The 19,134-nt window shown below is 36.9% G+C and carries 17 protein-coding genes; 6 read left to right on the top strand and 11 right to left on the bottom strand.

The window, feature by feature from the left end; all coding sequences use genetic code 11:
* The first annotated feature begins 3 nt into the window (after nt 1–3).
* Nucleotides 4–1,539 (top strand): TlpA family protein disulfide reductase, encoded by a 1,536-nt coding sequence (locus G7050_RS13315; protein ID WP_166116220.1) that lies wholly within the window; start codon nt 4–6, stop codon nt 1,537–1,539.
* A gap of 49 nt (nt 1,540–1,588) precedes the next feature.
* Here G7050_RS13315 and G7050_RS13310 read toward each other — a convergent pair whose 3' ends face one another.
* Nucleotides 1,589–3,418 carry an SLC13 family permease gene (locus G7050_RS13310; RefSeq protein WP_166117727.1) on the bottom strand — a complete coding sequence of 610 codons (1,830 nt, stop codon included), beginning with the start codon at nt 3,416–3,418 and terminating at the stop codon, nt 1,589–1,591.
* A gap of 438 nt (nt 3,419–3,856) precedes the next feature.
* Here G7050_RS13310 and G7050_RS13305 point away from each other — a divergent pair, with 438 nt between their 5' ends.
* Nucleotides 3,857–4,402, top strand: a complete 546-nt coding sequence (locus tag G7050_RS13305; RefSeq protein WP_166116218.1) for a nucleotide exchange factor GrpE — start codon at nt 3,857–3,859, stop codon at nt 4,400–4,402.
* Between the two features lie 27 nt (nt 4,403–4,429).
* The gene (dnaJ, locus tag G7050_RS13300; RefSeq protein WP_166116215.1) at nt 4,430–5,572 is read left to right on the top strand and encodes a molecular chaperone DnaJ; all 1,143 of its coding nucleotides are present in this window, start codon (nt 4,430–4,432) and stop codon (nt 5,570–5,572) included.
* A gap of 140 nt (nt 5,573–5,712) precedes the next feature.
* On the opposite strand, the gene ispE is transcribed toward dnaJ, so the two are convergent.
* Both ispE and G7050_RS13290 read right to left on the bottom strand, forming a co-directional pair.
* Nucleotides 5,713–6,525: a 4-(cytidine 5'-diphospho)-2-C-methyl-D-erythritol kinase gene (gene ispE / locus G7050_RS13295; RefSeq protein ID WP_166116213.1), complete on the bottom strand. Its 813-nt coding sequence runs from the start codon at nt 6,523–6,525 to the stop codon at nt 5,713–5,715.
* Nucleotides 6,526–6,543: 18 nt separating this feature from the next.
* Nucleotides 6,544–7,440, bottom strand: coding sequence for a diaminopimelate dehydrogenase (locus G7050_RS13290; protein WP_166116211.1), 897 nt, complete (start codon nt 7,438–7,440; stop codon nt 6,544–6,546).
* Between the two features lie 356 nt (nt 7,441–7,796).
* Between G7050_RS13290 and G7050_RS13285 the strand changes: the two genes are divergently transcribed.
* Both G7050_RS13285 and G7050_RS13280 read left to right on the top strand, forming a co-directional pair.
* Entirely contained in the window at nt 7,797–8,447 is a 651-nt protein-coding gene (locus G7050_RS13285; RefSeq protein ID WP_166116209.1) for an HAD family phosphatase, read from the top strand.
* A gap of 81 nt (nt 8,448–8,528) precedes the next feature.
* Entirely contained in the window at nt 8,529–9,032 is a 504-nt protein-coding gene (locus tag G7050_RS13280) for a DUF4252 domain-containing protein (RefSeq protein WP_166116207.1), read from the top strand.
* A gap of 90 nt (nt 9,033–9,122) precedes the next feature.
* On the opposite strand, the gene G7050_RS13275 is transcribed toward G7050_RS13280, so the two are convergent.
* From G7050_RS13275 to G7050_RS13260, 4 genes are read right to left on the bottom strand one after another with little or no spacing between them, the layout of a single operon-like run.
* Nucleotides 9,123–9,782 (bottom strand): DUF2461 domain-containing protein, encoded by a 660-nt coding sequence (locus tag G7050_RS13275; RefSeq protein WP_166116205.1) that lies wholly within the window; start codon nt 9,780–9,782, stop codon nt 9,123–9,125.
* Nucleotides 9,783–9,806: 24 nt separating this feature from the next.
* Nucleotides 9,807–10,433, bottom strand: a complete 627-nt coding sequence (locus G7050_RS13270) for a viroplasmin family protein (RefSeq protein WP_166116203.1) — start codon at nt 10,431–10,433, stop codon at nt 9,807–9,809.
* Nucleotides 10,434–10,477: 44 nt separating this feature from the next.
* Entirely contained in the window at nt 10,478–11,749 is a 1,272-nt protein-coding gene (locus tag G7050_RS13265; RefSeq protein ID WP_166116200.1) for an energy transducer TonB, read from the bottom strand.
* Nucleotides 11,736–12,326 carry an RNA polymerase sigma factor gene (locus G7050_RS13260; RefSeq protein ID WP_166116198.1) on the bottom strand — a complete coding sequence of 197 codons (591 nt, stop codon included), beginning with the start codon at nt 12,324–12,326 and terminating at the stop codon, nt 11,736–11,738. The genes G7050_RS13265 and G7050_RS13260 overlap by 14 nt, the downstream gene beginning before the upstream one ends.
* A gap of 762 nt (nt 12,327–13,088) precedes the next feature.
* On the opposite strand from G7050_RS13260, the gene G7050_RS13255 reads away from it, so the two are divergent.
* Nucleotides 13,089–13,460: a carboxypeptidase-like regulatory domain-containing protein gene (locus G7050_RS13255; protein WP_166116196.1), complete on the top strand. Its 372-nt coding sequence runs from the start codon at nt 13,089–13,091 to the stop codon at nt 13,458–13,460.
* A gap of 90 nt (nt 13,461–13,550) precedes the next feature.
* On the opposite strand, the gene G7050_RS13250 is transcribed toward G7050_RS13255, so the two are convergent.
* The 4 genes from G7050_RS13250 to G7050_RS13235 all read right to left on the bottom strand — a co-directional run bounded on the left by G7050_RS13250 (nt 13,551) and on the right by G7050_RS13235 (nt 18,632).
* The gene (locus G7050_RS13250; protein ID WP_166116194.1) at nt 13,551–15,620 is read right to left on the bottom strand and encodes an alpha-L-fucosidase; all 2,070 of its coding nucleotides are present in this window, start codon (nt 15,618–15,620) and stop codon (nt 13,551–13,553) included.
* Nucleotides 15,621–15,759: 139 nt separating this feature from the next.
* Nucleotides 15,760–16,320 carry a 5-formyltetrahydrofolate cyclo-ligase gene (locus G7050_RS13245; RefSeq protein WP_166116192.1) on the bottom strand — a complete coding sequence of 187 codons (561 nt, stop codon included), beginning with the start codon at nt 16,318–16,320 and terminating at the stop codon, nt 15,760–15,762.
* Between the two features lie 40 nt (nt 16,321–16,360).
* Nucleotides 16,361–18,079: a S41 family peptidase gene (locus G7050_RS13240; RefSeq protein WP_166116190.1), complete on the bottom strand. Its 1,719-nt coding sequence runs from the start codon at nt 18,077–18,079 to the stop codon at nt 16,361–16,363.
* Between the two features lie 124 nt (nt 18,080–18,203).
* Nucleotides 18,204–18,632 carry a dCMP deaminase family protein gene (locus tag G7050_RS13235; RefSeq protein WP_166116187.1) on the bottom strand — a complete coding sequence of 143 codons (429 nt, stop codon included), beginning with the start codon at nt 18,630–18,632 and terminating at the stop codon, nt 18,204–18,206.
* Between the last annotated feature and the right edge of the window lie 502 nt (nt 18,633–19,134).

Raw genomic sequence — 19,134 nt, 5'->3', positions numbered from 1 at the left:
CTCATGAAAAACAAACCTCTTTATCTTGGAATAATGTTCATTATACTAATGAATCTACTCATTCTCTCGTGTGTATCTACAGACAAAAATACATTTCCCGAACCTAAAATAAAATCGGGTACAACTAAAGTTAGTGGTATAATTGAGAATTTTGAATTTAAAGAGGGAGAAGAAAAAGCTATAGTTAAACTGTTTGTACCCAATCCTGTTAGTGGTGTCCCTTTTAGACTGGAAACATCTTTAAACAAAGATGGCAGTTTTGAATTCGATGTTCCGCTGGAAGCGGATTATATGATTGGCATTATCAATATAGAAGCTCTTAATAAAAATTTAATCATCGGATTAGGCACAGCTAAAGAAACAAAGCTTACAATAATTGATAATAAAAATGGGAATATTGGTATTATCCTCTCTAATCCAATAGGATTAACTACGGAAGATGCATTAAATCTGGGAGAAGTTTTGACTCAAATGTACACTACACCTTCAGCCGACTCCACTTACTATAAAATGGCTCCAAAAGATTTTGCATCTGTTGCCATTAAAAATATGGAGAAAATTTTAAATATAGCAGCCAATGATACAACCTTATCCCTAAGCACAAAAAATTTCGTTAAGAATGAGTATAAATTATATTACCTATCCGGATGTCTCCTTGATTATGCAGGCTATATAGAATTAAATTATCAGAACTTCAAAACAAAAGAAGAACCGGATAACTTCACTCCGCAAAAACCAGATATATCATATTATAGCTTTCTTCAGTATTTTGACCTCAACAACCCTCAGTATATATATAATACAACCTATTCCGAAGTATTTCAAAAAATACTTTTTGACAATACTTTAAATATACCCAAAATCGAAGATACCCCGATAGACGAATGGCTTAAAGGAGTAAAAACTATACTAGCAACACTAATAGGTTCTGACAACGGCTTATTTTATGATATGCTAGCTGTTAATACCTATATCTCCCAGTTCGAAAATGAGTTAAAGCCTTTATCCGAAAAACAAATAGCAAATATTAAGAACTATTTCAAGAACAAAGACTTCTCAAAGATTCTATTAAAAAGAAATGAAGAGATTATAAGATTAGCAGAGCAAACAACAAGCCCTATCATAAGGAATACACCTAGCGTCGAAAATAAAGAACTGATGAATACTATTATCTCCCAATATAAAGGAAAAGCTGTTTTTGTTGATTTCTGGGCTACATGGTGCGGACCTTGCTTATCGGCAATGAAAGAATTCAGAGAAGTAAAAAGAAATTATAAAAATAAAGACATCGTATTTGTATATACAACCAATACTTCATCGCCTCTAAAACTTTGGGAAGAAAAAATAAAAGGCATAGGAGGAGAGCAATACTATCTATCAGGTGAGCAATGGGATTATTTGCTAGATAGTTTCGATTTTAGTGGAATACCGACTTACCAACTCTATGATGCGAACGGTATTTTGAAAGATCAAATTACAGGTTATCCAGGAAATATTAAGATGCAACAAATAATAGATGAAATACTTCCAAAGAAATAATTTACAAAACCAAAAAGGCTATTTTCGTAATAGCCTTTTTGGTTTTATTTTAAAACGGGAATAATAATGGCAATACCAGAATCATAACTATTCCCATAATTATTTGCAAAGGCAATCCAACCCTGATATAATCCATAAACTTATATTTACCTGCCGACATCACCAAAGCATTGGGGGCTGTGGAGAATGGCGAAGCAAAACACATACTAGCCGCTACTGCTACCGCAAACATAAATGGATAAGGGCTTACACCCATATTTACCGCCGCCTGCATACCAATAGGAGCAAAAAGCAAAGCGGTTGCCGTATTACTTATAAACATAGTTAAAGTAGAAGTTCCAAAGTAGATTCCGGCTAACAAAGCATAAGGGCCATAAGGTCCCAGCCCATTAACAAGAGTACCCGATATAATACCTGCCGCTCCTGTCTGCTCAAAAGCAACTGCCATAGGCATCATCCCTGCAATAAGTACAACACTCTCCCAATTTATATTTTTATATGCTTCTTCCATATTACGAAGGCAACCGGTTATAACCATCATCACGGCAGCCGTCAATACAGCAATTACGGGAGCTACAATATTACTCACCATAGCAATTACCATAAGTATCATTATAATAGCTGCCACGGGTGCTTTATGATCCAAGGTAACTTTTGCAGCTTCTTCCAAAGGCTGACCTACGAGTACCAGATCTTCCTGACGATTTCCCAGACTCGCAATATCGCCCCATGTACCTTGTATAAGTAGAGCATCGCCCGAATGAAGTTTTTCTTTCTGTAGATCGCTCATTTTGTACTCATTATTTCGTTGAATACCGAGTATATTCACATTAAACTCGTCTCTGAAGTGAGCATCTATAATTGTGCGATTTACAAGCTTCGAATTAGGCATAATGAAAACCTCGGCAATACCGATGTCTTTAAAGTCAAAGATATCTTTGCCAGTCCCCTCTTTTTCAACCAATGACAATTCTTTTTCTTCGATAAAACGAGTCAGGTTGCTTTTTTTACCGTAACAGACAAGTATATCACCCTTTTCGATAACGGTATTAGGCCCTGCCACAACTTCACTCACACTCTTATTGAATCGGGATGCGTTTACAATCTTTTCAACAGTTACTACACTTATGTTGTAAAAACTAGGTATACTCAAATCTCTCAAAGTTTTTCCAATCATATCCGAATGTTCGGGAATACTCAAATGCGTTAATTTATGCAACTGATATTCATCTGCCAGATCATCGAGTGTTTTACCTTTACTTTTATCATCATCTACTCTATCATCTTTTGACAGGAAAATTTTGCTTAAAAAGTATAAGACAATAATTCCTATCCCCAAACAGATTAAACCTACAGGGGTAAACGAAAAGAAACTCAAAGCTTCGAATCCGTTTTTCTGCAATTCTTCACTGATAATTAAGTTAGGAGGAGTTGCAATTAAGGTCAATATACCCATACTACTAGCAAAAGCCAAAGGCATCAAAAATCGTCGGGGGCTGATATTAGCACTCACAGCAATACTCACAACAATAGGCATCATCACAGCTACAGTACCTGTATTACTAACAAAAGCACCTATCGAAGCAGTCACCAACATCACTAATACAAACAGCTTGGTTTCGCTTTCCCCTGCCAAACGAAGTATCTTGGAACTTATCAGTTTTGCAAGCCCGGTACGAAAGATACCTCCTCCGACAATAAACAGTCCCACCATCATGAGGACAATAGAACTCGAAAAGCCCGACAATGCTTCCGCCGGTGTTATTATATTCGTAAGCACCAATGCCAGAAGCGCACACATCGCAACCAGATCTGACCTCACTTTACCGCTCATAAAGAATGCCGATGAAACAAAAAGTATTATCAACGTAATACTCATTGGTGTAAAAATCTCATTCAATGCCATATCAACTATATATATTATATCTTGTAAATACTGCTATATTATTTTAATAATAACAGAGCTTAATTAAAATTGTTGGTTAAGACAAAGAGGTCTCCAACATAAATTTCCCTAAACAACTCTTTACAGATCGAGAAGTACACAAAGATAACAACTTTGTATTTGTCTTAGAAACCCTCTAATCTTTAAAATTCGCTAAATTTCCTATCTTTGGCAAAGATTTTGTAAGAGTATATACTGAATGATATAAAAGACACGATCTGTTTATAAGAAGATATGTGTCTCACTTAAATAAAACGAAGTATTTAATAAAACAGTCAACACATGTAACCATCTATTTTTGTTTTGGTTACCACTGCAACAGATAGATATGTAAACTTATTTATATAACAGCAAACAGAAAGTAATTAAGATATGAAGGATACTAATAGAAACGAAGAGCTAGAGTCACTAGAAAATGATTTAAACATTGAGGATGTGACAAATGAACAGATTAATGACATAGATCAAGAGAAAGAGAGTGCCAATCTGGCGGAAGACTTCGAAAAAAAGTTTGAAGATTTAAATGATTCATACTTGCGTCTGCATGCCGAGTTTGACAATTATCGCAGACGAACCATGAAAGAGAAAGCCGATCTGCTGAAGACGGGCAATGAAAAAGCCATTTTAGGGGTTCTTACAATTGTAGATGATTTCGAAAGAGCACTACCTAATATACCTGATGATGCAAGAGAAGGTGTAGAGCTTATCTACAGCAAATTCTTGAATTTTTTAGCTCAAAACGGCGTAAAAGAAATAGATGCTTTAGGAGAAACATTTGATACAGAGAAGCACGAAGCGATTACTACTGTACCGGCTCAAAGCGAAGATCAAAAAGACAAAGTAATAGACTGCATACAGAAAGGGTACACACTGAACGACAAAGTAATTCGTTTCCCTAAAGTAATTGTTGCAAAATAAGGTTGAATACCTTAGAAAACTAAAAAGATGGCTAAGAAAAGAGATTATTACGAAGTACTAGAAGTTTCCCGAACTGCGACAATAACGGAAATTAAAAAAGCGTATAAAAAGAAAGCAATTCAATATCACCCTGATAAAAATCCGGGAGATACTACAGCTGAAGACAAATTTAAAGAGGCAGCCGAAGCTTATGAAATACTAAGTGACGAGCAAAAACGTGCTAAATATGACAGATACGGGCACGAAGCTCCCGGTGGTTTTGGAGGTCATGCCGGCGGAGGATTCTCTATGGACGATATCTTCTCGCAATTCGGCGATATTTTCGGCGGTCACTTCGGTGGCGGTTTTGGAGGATTCGGCGGAGGTGGCGGCAGACGTACCAACAGAGGTTCTGACCTGCGTGTCAAAGTAAAGCTTACGCTTAAAGAAATAGCCACAGGTGTTGAGAAAAAGATAAAGGTAAAGAAGTATGTTGCCTGTCAGCACTGTAATGGAAACGGCGCTGAAAACGGCACTGCATACACTACTTGCTCAACCTGTAACGGATCGGGAACGCAAACCCGCATCGTTAATACCATGCTGGGGCAAATGCAAACGCAAACAACTTGCTCGGCTTGTAACGGAGAAGGTAAAAATATCACAAAAAAATGCCCTCACTGTTCGGGTGAAGGTATCATCCGCGAAGAAGAGGTTATTACAATAAACATCCCTGCGGGAGTTGCCGAAGGTATGCAACTGTCGATGAGCGGAAAAGGTAATGCCGCACGTCATGGAGGTGTCAACGGTGACCTTTTGATTGTTGTTGAAGAAGAACCGCATCCGGAGTTACTTCGTGACGAAAACGATGTGGTTTATAATCTATTGTTAAGTGTTTCGACTGCTGCTTTGGGCGGTAATATAGAAATACCCACTATAGACGGAAAGGTTAAAGTGAAAATTGATGCCGGAACTCAACCCGGAAAAGTACTTCGCCTGAAAAATAAAGGATTACCAAGCGTTCATCGTTATGGTACGGGTGATTTATTGATAAACATCAGTGTTTACATACCTGAGAAATTAGATGATGCCGAGAAAAATATTCTTTCGGGACTCGAAAATTCGCCTAATTTCCAACCAAACAAATCAGTTAAAGAAAAAATATTCAGTCATTTCAGACGTATGTTTGATTAATAACGGAATACGTATAAATAAAAAGGAAAGGGAGCATCTTTAAATTAGATGCTCCCTTTTTACGTATTGTTGGCAAATACAAAAAAATAAGGGAAGCCATTTACGGACTTCCCTTACACTGTATTATTAAAATCGTAAGATCATTCTTGTTCCCAGACATAACAGTCTGCAAAATGATGTTTTAAGTCGGTTTTCTTATTAAAAATAGCATATACCGACGATCCCGATCCCGACATCGAAGCATATACCGCTCCTAAAGCATATAATTTCAACTTAATCTGTTCTATGGCAGGGTGTTTTGCGAAAATACTTTTTTCGAAATCGTTTATCATCAGATTCTTCCATTCCGAAACCGGTTTCTTTATGATCTCTTTTAAAGAGACTTCAGGTTGTGCCGGATTTATTAATGCAAAGGCATCTTTTGTGGCAACATTAATATCTGGCTTTATAAGCATCAAATAATAGCCTTCTAACGATAAGTCTACATTTTCGAGCACCTCCCCTATTCCACTTGCAAAACACGGACGGTTGTAAATAAAAAACGGACAATCGGCTCCCAACTGAGCTGCTAATGCAGATAGTTGAGCATCTGTTGCATCCAATGAAAATTTATTCCTCAATAATTTCAGCATAAAGGCGGCATCTGCCGATCCTCCACCAATTCCTGCACCAAAAGGAATCTTCTTTAATAGGTGAACATCCAGAAAAGGAATTTCGTAATGTGCCCGCATTAATTTCAAAGCCTTCATCACCAAATTATTCTCAGAAGATACACCAGTTTTTAATCCCGATTCGATAAAAGAATCCTGCTCTTGTCGCTCAGATATAATAATTTCCAGAGCATCTTTTATCATTATCGGATAAAAGACAGTCTCCAGATTATGGTATCCATCGTCTCTCTTCGAAACAATATTCAAACCCAGATTAATCTTTGCGTTCGGAAAACAAATCATAGTTTATTCAAGTAAATTTTATACCAGTTTCTTTATTAGAGATTCTCTCTCTCCGTAAATATAGTCAATAATTGGGACTTCTATCATTGTATATGCCCCAGGATTTTGTTTTAAAGAAGCACGAGCCGAAGCAACCAATACCTGAGCCGTTAGGGCAGGATTATTAATCTTCATATTAAAATCCAGCAATTGATTTTGTGTATCACCCGAAACTCCTTTACGTACCATATTTACACCATGTCCCATATCTTTCAAATCATCCACACAGTCAACCTGAGTTACATGCGTTTCGTCGTGTGCAAAATAGTCATCGGCCTTAATAGCTGCCGCTACATCTGCAAACTTGTGTCCTTCTTCAACTTCGATATATACCATGCGACGATGTATACTTGTTCCCAAAGGAATAGTCATAGACAATGCTGCCTTAACACCTTTGATAGCTTTTACCGCTACTGTATGTCCCATACTCATACCCGGACCGAAGTTTGTATACGTAACACCTTTAGGTGCCATAAATTCGAACATAGACCGAATCATCGAGTCTGTACCCGGATCCCATCCTGCCGATATAATAGATACTGCGTTGTATTCTTTTGCAGCTGCATCCAAACTACGACGAAGGTCTACAATACCACCATGTATATCGTAGCTGTCTACTGTATTAATTCCCAAAGCTAAACACTCTTTAGCATAAGCTTCAACGCTTCTGGTTGGTGTCGCCAAAATAGCTACATCGACTTTGCCCAGTTCTTTAACACTTGCTACTACTTTATAGCTTTTCAGTTCTGCAGGAACATCACTGGGGTTACGACGCACGATACCTGCCACCTCAAAATCAGGAGAACTTAAAATCGCATCCAGTACATATTTGCCAATATTACCATACCCTACGATTGCTGCTTTTATTTTACTCATATGTTTGTTATTTTTAGAAAATAGTATTTTTTCAATCGGATTGAGTTCACAAAACTACCCATTGCTTTGGCTAGCGCCACAACAACAGACAATTACCATTTTAAAACGTAACATCAACTATCTTCTGTTACTTAATTAGTCCACGCTATTTAATGGTGTGCAAAAATATAGAAAAATAATGAAATAATTAACATAAATCCATATTGATATACTCCGTAATAACAACCAATAGGCTCCTATATGTTTGACACAGTAATAAAAGTGTCTGCTACTTTACTTTTCACCTTTTTCCCTTGCTAACAAGAGTTTCTATAAAAAAAAATTACCTATATTCGTAGTTTATAAAAATTGTTGAAATGAAATTAAATATACCGAATTTTCCTGTATCAGAGATCGAAAATATTATATTCGACTTTGGTGGAGTCATTATGGATATAAACATAGGACGGACTATAGCTGCTTTTAGCAGCCTGCGTATCGAAGGGTTAGACTCCGATGATATTATATCTGCCCACAAAAAATTTCTACTCGATCTCGAATTAGGTCTCATTACCCCATCACAGTTTATAGACGCAATTCATACAGATTATCCGGCAGCAAAGAATGTATCCGAAAAACAAATATGGGATGCATGGAATGCTTTACTGCAACCTTATTTACCCGAACGCATAGCTTTACTTGAAAGTATAAAGAAAAATTACAGAACTTATCTACTTAGCAATACCAATTTTCCTCACAGAGTTAAATTCAAAGCAATGTACAGAGAGCAATTCGGCGAAAATTTTGATGATTTATTTATCAAATGTTTCTATTCGGATGAAATGCAACTAAGAAAACCTGATCACGAAATATACAGGCAGGTAATGGCAGACATACGTCTCAATCCTAAAAATACATTATTTATCGACGATAATGAACTTAACATAACCGAAGCTCGCAATTTTGGATTACAAGCATATCACTTGGCAGGAGGCGAAAGAATAACCGATTTATTTATTCCCGATTAAATCTGAAGATTACAATTTTACAATAAAACTACTCAATAAAAAAGAAAAAGGTCTCCGACCCAATCAATTAAAGAAACATTTATGAAAAAACTTATTTTCTCTATATTACTGATTTTTGCTACGAGCCAACTTGTTTCGGCTCAAGATTTAAGCAATTGGGTATCGGGGCTCGCATTGGTCGAGAACGCCGAATATCAATTGGTAGACCGACCTATGCTCGAAGCTTCGTTGGCAGCCGCTAAAGCAGCTGACTCTACAGGGATGATTTCATCACAAGCTCCTCCCTTTATGGAAAAACTTGAATCCATAGATGTAATCAATTTAAGTTCTTGCTCTTCTGAAGTAAAAGACCTCTTCTTAAAAGATCTGGACAATATACAAGACGGAAATGGTTATGAAACTTTAATCAATGTAATTGACGAAAACGATAAGGTACGTATCATTGCAAGGAGAGATGGAACAGTAATCCCTCAGATATTTGTTTTCGCGATAGATGGTGAAAACAACGAAATTGTAATTGTAAGAATGAATGGCAAAATGGATGAATCTGATATTACCGACATCATTAAGCAACAACAGAAGTAAAAAAATGACCAAAATATAAAAAAGCTCTAATCGAATGATTGGAGCTTTTTCTATGTTATTGAGGAATAAATACTTTTAAATGTAAAGCAATCACTCGTCTTTTAGAAACTCGTATAGCCAAACTAACGATTCGTAATCCTCTCGAATAACTTCGGCAAACTTAGGAGAGAAAACATCCTTATTTATAGGCAGATTTTTACCAACATACAAATTCTTACGCTGTATCCATGGCTGAAAATACTCCGATAACTCATTCGGAATAGGACGTTTATATTCATCACCGTATACCACAAATCCTCGATCAAGTATCTTCTGTGTTTGAGCCTGAAACTCTTTAGCATCATATGCTATACTATCTCGTAGAGCATCCATTGTTTTTTTCTTTGGTCCGAATAATCCCATACCATAAAAATAGGTATCGGCATTAAGCTCCATAAAAAAACCGGGAATATTTACCCAATCGGGTGTCGGAGACTGAAAACTCATCCATAAACAAGTTTTGTAAGGGTCTTTATTTTTAGAAAAACGCACGTCACGATAGATACGAGATAGTACCCTGTGAGGACGTAGTTCGAATTCCGGATCAATATTATACATCGTAGGAGTCAGCGTTGCTATAAGCCCCTTAAATGGCTTTACAAGTTCATTCTCATAAACCGAACGATGTTCTTCGAACCACTCTTTATAGTTGTTATCTTTCAGATCTTTGAAAAATTGTATTGTAGCAGGTGTAAATCCGTTAAAAGCCATAATTTCGCTGTTATAACTATATATTTATTTTCGACCAAAGTCAGCAGGAATTTCACCCCATTCCGAGGTTTCCCATTTTATAATTTTAGTGGTATAGGTATTTTCCTTTAACCAATTTTCGGCTCGCTCTATCATATAAAACAAAGATAGATTCACAGATGTTTTCTCCAGTTTTGTTTTACACTTTTTGTCTTTTACCCATTTAATGGCATTCGCACTATCTGAATAAAGAGGCATAGCCAGTTTTTTTTGTTTCAACAAAGCTAATCCATGCACCAAAGCCAAGAACTCTCCGATATTGTTGGTTCCCTGTTCATAGGGCCCCTGATGAAAAACTTGCTCACCGGTTAACACATAGACTCCTCTATATTCCATTAAGCCCGGATTACCGCTGCAAGCAGCATCTACCGCCAGGCTATCTTTTATTATAGCGGGATTAGAAAGTAATTTCTTGGGTGATTCTTTTTTTGCTTGTTTACCAACATACAACCAAGGGCTTTCATCGAAAGCCTTCTTTGCTTGTTCTAACGAAGGAAATGATTTATAGATTGCTCCATCGTAGCCCGAAACCTGAGCCTTACATTCATCCCATGAGTTATACACTCCCGGAATAACGCCGTTCCATACTACATAGAAGTTTTTTTTTGCCATTTATCTAAAGGAAGAATGTTTAGATAGCAAAGATAAGTATTTATCTAAAATTGTACTTCAACATTTGCACGCAAAGTTCCGTATTTCCACTTCGGACCGCTTTTCACAAGGCGAACAGCTTCTCTATCCAACGATCGGCAGAGACCTTTTGTTACAATAATATTGGTAGGATTACCATCTTTATCAACGGATAATTGCAAAACAACTTTACCTTTTACATTTTTACAATCATCATCTTGTGGACGAACCATATTATTTTGCAAATATTTCTTATATTCTTTTTTGCCGATTAGTGGCTCGGGTTCAGTTCGTTGAGTTGATCCTGAAGCAAATGAATTCGATTTTGCCTTAGGTCTGTAAAAAGATTCGCGTGATACTTTTCGGGTAGAGGTTTCTACCTCATTCAACTCAAGGGCATTTCCTCCCAATTCGTCAGCACCAACCACTTCAATTTTATCAAATCCGGCTTGTTCAGCTAATAAACGAGCTTCATGACTATCAACTTTTGGCATTGCTTTCGCCTCTGTTTCTTTTACTGTAGACCTTGTTGGTTCTTCAGCAACAGCCATCTCCATAACACGTTCATTCTTACCTTTTCCTGTGCTTTTATTTACCTCAACTATTCTGCTTCGGGTTACTTCAGTTACTTCTTTGGTAGTCCATGCATCTTTTAACTTTTCTGGCATTTGCTGTGCTTTAGTGTTTCCCGATTGAGTTACGGGAACTTTAGCTTCTGCGAGAATAGAGGATGAAGCATCGGCAATAAATATTTTCTTATTATCTTCTGTAGAAGTAGACATTTCTTGCGATTCTTCTTTCTTAAGATCAGCATAAGTTCCTGGTAAATATAAGGGAAGTACTTCTACCGGCTTGATTACATCATCGAGATTTGAAATAGGAACAACCGATTCTACGGATGCATCTTGTGATGGATCATTTTCCATCATTGCAGTAAGCTCCAGTCTTTTTTGTTCTATATATACTTCGGGAGCATATAGATTTATATATGAATTTTCGGTCTCATGAGCAAGAGCCATTGATGACTCATGATTCATAAGAGCAAAGTATCCACTAAGCAAAGCAATGACGGCAACAGCTGCAACAGCTATTTTCCATGCTCCTGACCTTGTATCATGCAAAGTAGTACGGGCAAGTATAGATGCCTGCATGCGTGCTATTCGAGCAGCATGATTCCCTTCGACAGAATCATATCCTTCGATAGCAGCAGACAAAAAAGGATCATTCATCGCTTCGTGTTCTATACGATGAGCGCCTTTCCCTCTACGGACTCCTTGTATGTAATCAAGAAACTTCATTGTTCAGTCTGCTTTCTATACACAATTTCAAATTACGTTTACCATTTTGAATGTAGCTTTTTACGCTTTTCAGATCATATCCTGTTAGTGCAACAATATCGGCATAAGACATTTCTTCATAGAAAAACTTATTTATCGATATTCGTTGTGGTTCGGAGAGCTTCGCCATGCAATAATTTAATGCATCTTCCTGCTCTTTTTCCACGTCTTCACTTAATAGAGTTAAAATTGTGTCAGATTCCATAACCGTGGAATCAAAATCTACAATTATTTCTTTTTTATTTTCCTTTAACAGATGAAAACAGTGATTTCGGACTACACTATATAGCCATGTTTTAAAAACTTTAATTTCGTAAGTGCCAACTCGGGGAAGTAAATTTTCGAATATTTCCATCACTGCATCTTGAGATTGATCTTCGTTTTGCAAATATTTCAAACAGAGACCATATACCAACGGAATATACCTGTTATAAAGCTGACCAAAATACTCGGAATCCCCAGTCTCTCGATATTGCCCTAACAGTTCCTCATCTGTATAATCTACAGACCGTTCTCTATTTTGTTTGAAAAATCTCAATTTTCGCTGTTTTATATAGCGGGCAAAGCTACATGATTTTATAAAAGTGTGCAACGATATAAAAAAAAAATGTTCTTTTTATGGAATTTTTGCTGACACATTCTCTATAAATAAGAGAATACAATGTAACAATTGACCACAGGGTCAGATAGACACATTTATTGAAATTCCTTTTATCTACTAGGATCTAGACGAATTGGAGGCAAAAATTAAAAATATCAAAAATAAAATGAGTAAAAAATGTTAAATCTAAAAACAGACAACAATGAAAAACATCAAAAGCCTTACTTACAATAGCTTTTACAGCCTTATTATATACTCTAAAAAAGTACTACTCAGATGTTAACAAACAACCTTATTATCAATTCTAATAAAAGAAACAATGAAGCTATTGTATTATATAAAAAGCAATTACAGTACCTCAATATAACCAAACAATAACATGGCATACTTATTTTAGAAATACGAAAACATGGAAGTAAAAATAAAATCACTTGAAATGCTAACAGTTTAAAACACCCGAAAAGCTGAACAATCTAATAAAAACATCTTACTGCTCATTTGCCCGAATCATTGACCCTAAAATTGTATTAAGAGTGACGTATAAATGGAATAAGTGCAAAGATAGAACCGGCTGTTTTAAGAAATAAAAAAAATGATGTATCTTCGAATATCAATTTGTATTAACAGTGAGTAACTTTGAGCAAGTAAAAAAGGTTAATCCGTTTCTTTAAAAATTAAATAACAAATAAAACGATAATCATGAAATCTAAATTAGGTATAATATTGGTTTTATTATGTGTTGTATCATTTTACATTTATGATTCAAAAGACATAAAAAAGACAAAGCAGCAGGAAAAAGAAGTACTCATAAATGGTAAAATTGTAAATACTGCGGATGACAAACCTATCGAAGGTGTTACAATCGCCATACAAGGCACTAACCCCAAATCTCTTTCGAATGCCAATGGCGAATATGCTATTATGGCAAGAGGCGATCAAGAGTTGGTATTTAAACATCCAAAATACAAATCGCTTGTAATAGTTGCAAAAGACGCTAAGGCTATAAAGATGGAAGCAACAAATCCGGATGATGTAAAACGTCTACAAGAAGATTTTGAGAAAGCAAAGTAAGACATAAAAAACGATAAAACCTTTAGCAATAAAAAAACAGGCAAGTCATTTAATGACTTGCCTGTTTTTTTATTGAGATTATAAATAATCTTATTTAGTTATAACACCTAATTCGGCTACAATATAATCTTTCGATGAAGCTGTCGTCTGCAAAGGTTCAAACTTCAAAAACTTCGCTTCTACCGCTTTATCAAACAACACATTTTGCTTTATAGGATTATTCTTTATGTTATTGAACGCAGCATTACTTTGCACCTTAGTCCAAGTCTTACCGTCCAAGCTAGTATATAAATTATACTTATAAACATTGTTAGCAGTCTCGCTTTTCAATGGATCGTAAGAAAACCCTTTAAGGTTTAGTTTACTGCCTAAGTCTATAACAACAGGTGTATTATCTTTAACTGCCACATAAGAGTTGGGGTTACCATCCACTATAAACGACAGATTATCTGCTACAGGCGATACAACCGACCACAGAACGGGTGCAATATCATATACAACAGATACAACTTCGCTCTGGTTCTTTCCCTTATCTATGGTTGCAAGAGCTTTTACAGTACCGCCTTCAGACAACTTAAACTCTCCTTTATACACTTTAGATGAAGTTGTAGGCTCACTGCCATCTGTTGTGTAATAAATAACAGGCTCAGGGGTGGCACATGCAATAGAAACAACTCCTTCTTTATTCCTCATAACAACAGGAGATGACAGCTTTTCAGGAGCGGCAAATAATCCGACCTTGTTTAATATCGGGCATGCCAGCGAACTTTGAATATTGATTCTCAACTTTTGGGTCGTAATAGTAGGAAACCTCAATATACGTTTATAACCTATAGTGGTAGCCTGAGCAACCTCTTCCCATTTATCGCCATTCAAGTATTCAACATTGAATTTTGCCACACGTTGTCCCAGTGGAATATATTCTTGAAGCACTAATCTGTTAAACGATTTTGCTTGTCCGAGATCTATTTCTAATGAAGCTGTAAGAACATCATCGTCTGTAGTCCAATAACTATCATAATTATCGTCCAATAAGTTCGAAGCAGCGTATTTAGACGAATTAGCTCTGGTCTTAGACGCTTTTACAGTTGCTCCTTTTGATAGATCGTTACTAAAGATAGATTCTATCTCTTTATGAAATTCCATCAAACGGGTAGAGTCATTGGCATGTATACGCCCTCTTCTATCCGGTGGGACATTCAGTAATAAATTAGAGTTCCGTCCAACTGATGTATAATATATATCCATTAGCTGATCGATACTTTTTACTTTATCATTTGTAGAGGGGCTGAAAAACCATCCCGGACGTATCGATACGTCTGTTTCGGCAGGCACCCATGCAGCACCATGTACATTTCCGATATTAAGTGTATCTGTAGGCGGAGCAGCTTTTCCGGGTCCGAAACCTTCGATATTCAAGCGTGACCAATTGGTTTCGCCTGCAACACCTCGTTCGTTACCCATCCAACGGCAGCCGGGACCTACATCACTGAATATTATTGCATGAGGTTGATTTTTATATACTATATCATGAAACATTTTCCAATCATAAACCTGCTTTTTTCCGCCTTCATGCTCACCATTAGCACCATCAAACCATTGTTCGAATATAGGACCGTAGTTCGACAAAACTTCGGTTAAAGTATTTGCGAAAATCTGATTATACTCGGGTGTTCCGTATGCAGGATGGTTTTGATCCCACGGCGAGAGGTAAACTCCGAATTTAAGACCATACTCTTTACAGGCTTCCGACAATTCTTTCAACAAATCGCCTTTTCCATCTTTCCACAAACTCTCACGCACGGTATGTGTACTATATTCGCTGGGCCACAAACAAAATCCATCGTGATGTTTAGCGGTGAGAATTATACCTTTCATACCCGCTGCTTTAGCTGTCGCTGCCCATTGGCGGCAATCAACGTCAGTAGGGTTAAATACTTTTGGATCTTCTTTTCCATTTCCCCACTCTACATCGGTAAATGTATTGGGTCCGAAATGAATAAACATGTAATATTCCATTTTTTGCCATTCGAGCTGATCTGCAGAAGGCAATACTCCATAAGGTTTGGGGGGATCATCATTAGTGCAGGATGAAAACATCCCACTCAACAGCAGACTTAAAGAAAGTAAACCTGCCTGATAAGTTCTTATACGTTTCATTTTATCAGATTTTTTAAAGTAACAAAAAGTATTTAATGCTGCATTTTAAGGTTATAACGATCAATCGTTATTGTACTCGGATGGATAATAAATAGACACGAGACCTTGAGAGTCACAAATTAGAATGAATAGTAATGGCTTACCAAATCAATTCATTTTCGCCTACAATCATATCCATCTTTATATCTCTTTCATCGGCTGGTATTTGATCTTTTAATTGAAAGTCGAAACAAACACCAACTTTAGGAGCCTTTATATTTGTCAAAAAACGATCATAATATCCTTTACCACGCCCCACCCGATTGCATTTCCGATCAAAAGCCGTTCCGGGAACAATTATCAAATCCACTTTCGAGAAGTTTGTGAAATCATCGCCAATGGGTTCATCAACTCCTATTTTCGATTTTTCGAAAGAGGTATTATTTTCTAATTTACGAAAGACCAGATGCTCATCTTTAACAACAGGCAGGTAGAAAGTTTTCTCCGATTTCCACTTTTCGATGAAAGCTTGTGTTGATACCTCATCTGCCATCGCATTGTATATAAATATGGTAGATGCATCTCTGAACATCCCTGTTATTTCGAGTACAGAGAATACTTCATCCGACATCTGAAGTAATTGTTCTGATGTATATTGACGCTTCTCTGCAGCAATTTCTTTTCTTAATTTATCCTTAGCGGAATCTAGTTTCGAATTCAATATTTCTTAATTTACAAGTTAAAAGTAGGTTATAGCACCATCACCCCCACCAAAGAGAAGGAAAAGTTTCCCTCCAATCAGGGATATTGGATGGAGTTAACTGGTAACTTATTTTTTTATATGCCTGTGCTTTTATAGCAGCCGGATATGCTTTCTTTTCCTGTATAAGCTCTATCGCTTTTTTCAGAACAATATCATCCTGAAGAATCATCGAGTAATAGCCTTCGTCTCCAAAGAAATTACGGATAATATTCGCTTTCAATTGTAGAGTCAATAAGTTACGGCATTCTGCTACCAAATAAGGCCTGTAACGAATACCCTTAGTATCGGCTAAGCTGATAAGGTTCGCAACCAAAGGCTGATACGACAAGTAAGCATCCATATCTTTCCAGTTGGTAAATTTCTCAAGACGCTGACGGTTTTTATCGGTATACATAAATGCATATTCGTACACTAAACCGTTATTCATCACCGATATGTAATAAGAATTAACTCCTACGGTATCTCTGGGAATAAACACATCGGGCATTATGCCTCCGTTTCCATGCACTAAACGACCTCCTAAAGTATGGAACACAGGTTCGTTTTCTTGCTTGATACTATCTTGTGAATCAAATTCGCCTCGTAAGTAGCGATTCATTAAATCGTCATTATAATCTTTCGATTTTCCTAGCTCATAGGGTTTTTGAATCGAACGTCCTGCAGGTGTATAATAGCGTGCAATAGTCAACCTTAGAGCCGATCCGTCTGTAAATTTTTGTTGTTGCTGAACCAAGCCTTTACCAAATGAACGGCGGCCAACTATCAATCCTCTGTCGTTATCCTGAATGGCTCCGGCAAAGACCTCACTGGCCGAAGCACTGCCTTCGTCCATCAATACAATCAACTGATCTTTTTTGGATGTACCCGAACCGTTGGCAATAGCATCTTCACGTTTAAAGGCTCTACCTTGAGTATAAACAATTAGTTCACCCTTATCCAGATATTCATTTACCATATCGATAGCAGCATTGAGGTAACCCCCTGTATTTTGACGCAAGTCTATAATAAATGATTCGCTTCCTTGTTTTTTAAGTTTCGATATAGCCGAAATAAACTCCTGAGTAGTAGTTCCACCGAATTTACTGATTTTTATATATCCTACTTTTTCGACGGGCTGATAAGATATATCTACTGTATTAACAGGTATATCGCCACGTCTGACAGTAATATCTATGGGCTTAGCATTACCTAATCGTACGATACCCAATTTCACATCCGTACCTTCTGCTCCTCTTAAGCTCCTCATTACTTTTTCGTTAGTCATATCCTTACCGGCATACAGACTATCGTTAACATATACAATTCGGTCGCCGGGACGAATACCTGCTGCCTGAGAAGGTCCTCCGGTGATAACACTTACCACCATTATGGTGTCGTTACGTAAAACGAACTGAACACCGATGCCACTAAAATGGCCTTCGAGATCATCGCCCATCAGTTCCATATCTTTTGCGGTAAAATATGCCGAATGTGGATCAAGCTCGGCTATCAAGCCGGGAATAGCTTTTTCAACCAATTCATCGGTATTCACGGTATCTACATATGCTTCATTGATGTATTGAAGTACTGCATCAAATTTATTACCTCCACTAAAAATAGTTTTCTGTGATGTGAATATTGAAAACCCGTTGCCAATAATAATGCCAATTACAATACCAAAAGCAATCCACAAGGGTAACCAAACAAAGTATCTCTTACTACTAGATGTTGATCTCATTGAAATCAAAAATTATATGTGTTGATATTAAGGCTTCAGGCCTTTTTATTAGTTTGAAAGTACAAATACAACAGTCGGTTCTGTCTTCGACATGTTATATTTAGTACTTATAGTTTATTTTTGTTTATTCTGTCAAATCTATAAAAATGGTTTCGATACCGGCTCTTTCGAGAAGCTCGCAACCATCCATATTATGATATTTATCACTATATACCACTCTTTTTATTCCCGACTGTATGATAAGTTTCGAACACTCCATGCAAGGCGATGTTGTAACATACATCGTAGCTCCCATACTACTGTTATGCGAACGGGCAACCTTAGTAATAGCATTAGCTTCGGCATGTAAGACATAAGGTTTTGTCAAATAATTTTCATCTTCGCAAATATTCTCGAATCCGGACGGTGTTCCATTATATCCATCAGAAATTATCATTTTATCTTTTACAATAAGAGCACCCACTTTGCGTCTTTTACAATAGGAATTTTCGGCCCAAATCATCGCCATACGCAAATAACGATTGTCCAACAAATGCTGCTTCTCAGTATCCATGCCTTTCTTATCTAAAAATATAAAGATTTTCGAATTTTACAAAAATACACATTTAAAGTTTATTTTAATAGCGAAAGTCAATAAGTTATGCATAAATATCAAGAGATTTCTTAAATTTTAAAGAAAATATATGCAAGGGAGAAGAAAACTGTCTTTTACTCGAATAAGTAGTTGATTTGTTATGTTTAATGTTCAATTATTCTAACGCACCCTTTGGGTTTGTTTTTCATTTTGCCTTGATGCAAAACGAAACAAAAGATCAAGACTGTGCCTTTTGCCCGACCCGCTACGGTCTCGAAAGCTAAAACAAAAGAAAAACGTTTACTATTGATATCCTTTTGTTTCTTAACGCTTTCTTCATCCTGCGGGTACCCCGTGCAAACGCCAAGGTCGAGAAGCCTGACGGACAAAGCCATTTGCAGGCGTCAGCCCCAGTGCATCAGTGGTGCAGCCGTTGGCTGATAAGCGAAGCGGGCGTAAAACTAAACGTGCCGAAAGGCAG

The sequence above is a fragment of the Dysgonomonas sp. HDW5A genome (assembly GCF_011299555.1).
Classification (GTDB): Bacteria; Bacteroidota; Bacteroidia; order Bacteroidales; family Dysgonomonadaceae; genus Dysgonomonas_A.
This window is presented reverse-complemented; position numbering and strand designations above follow the sequence as displayed.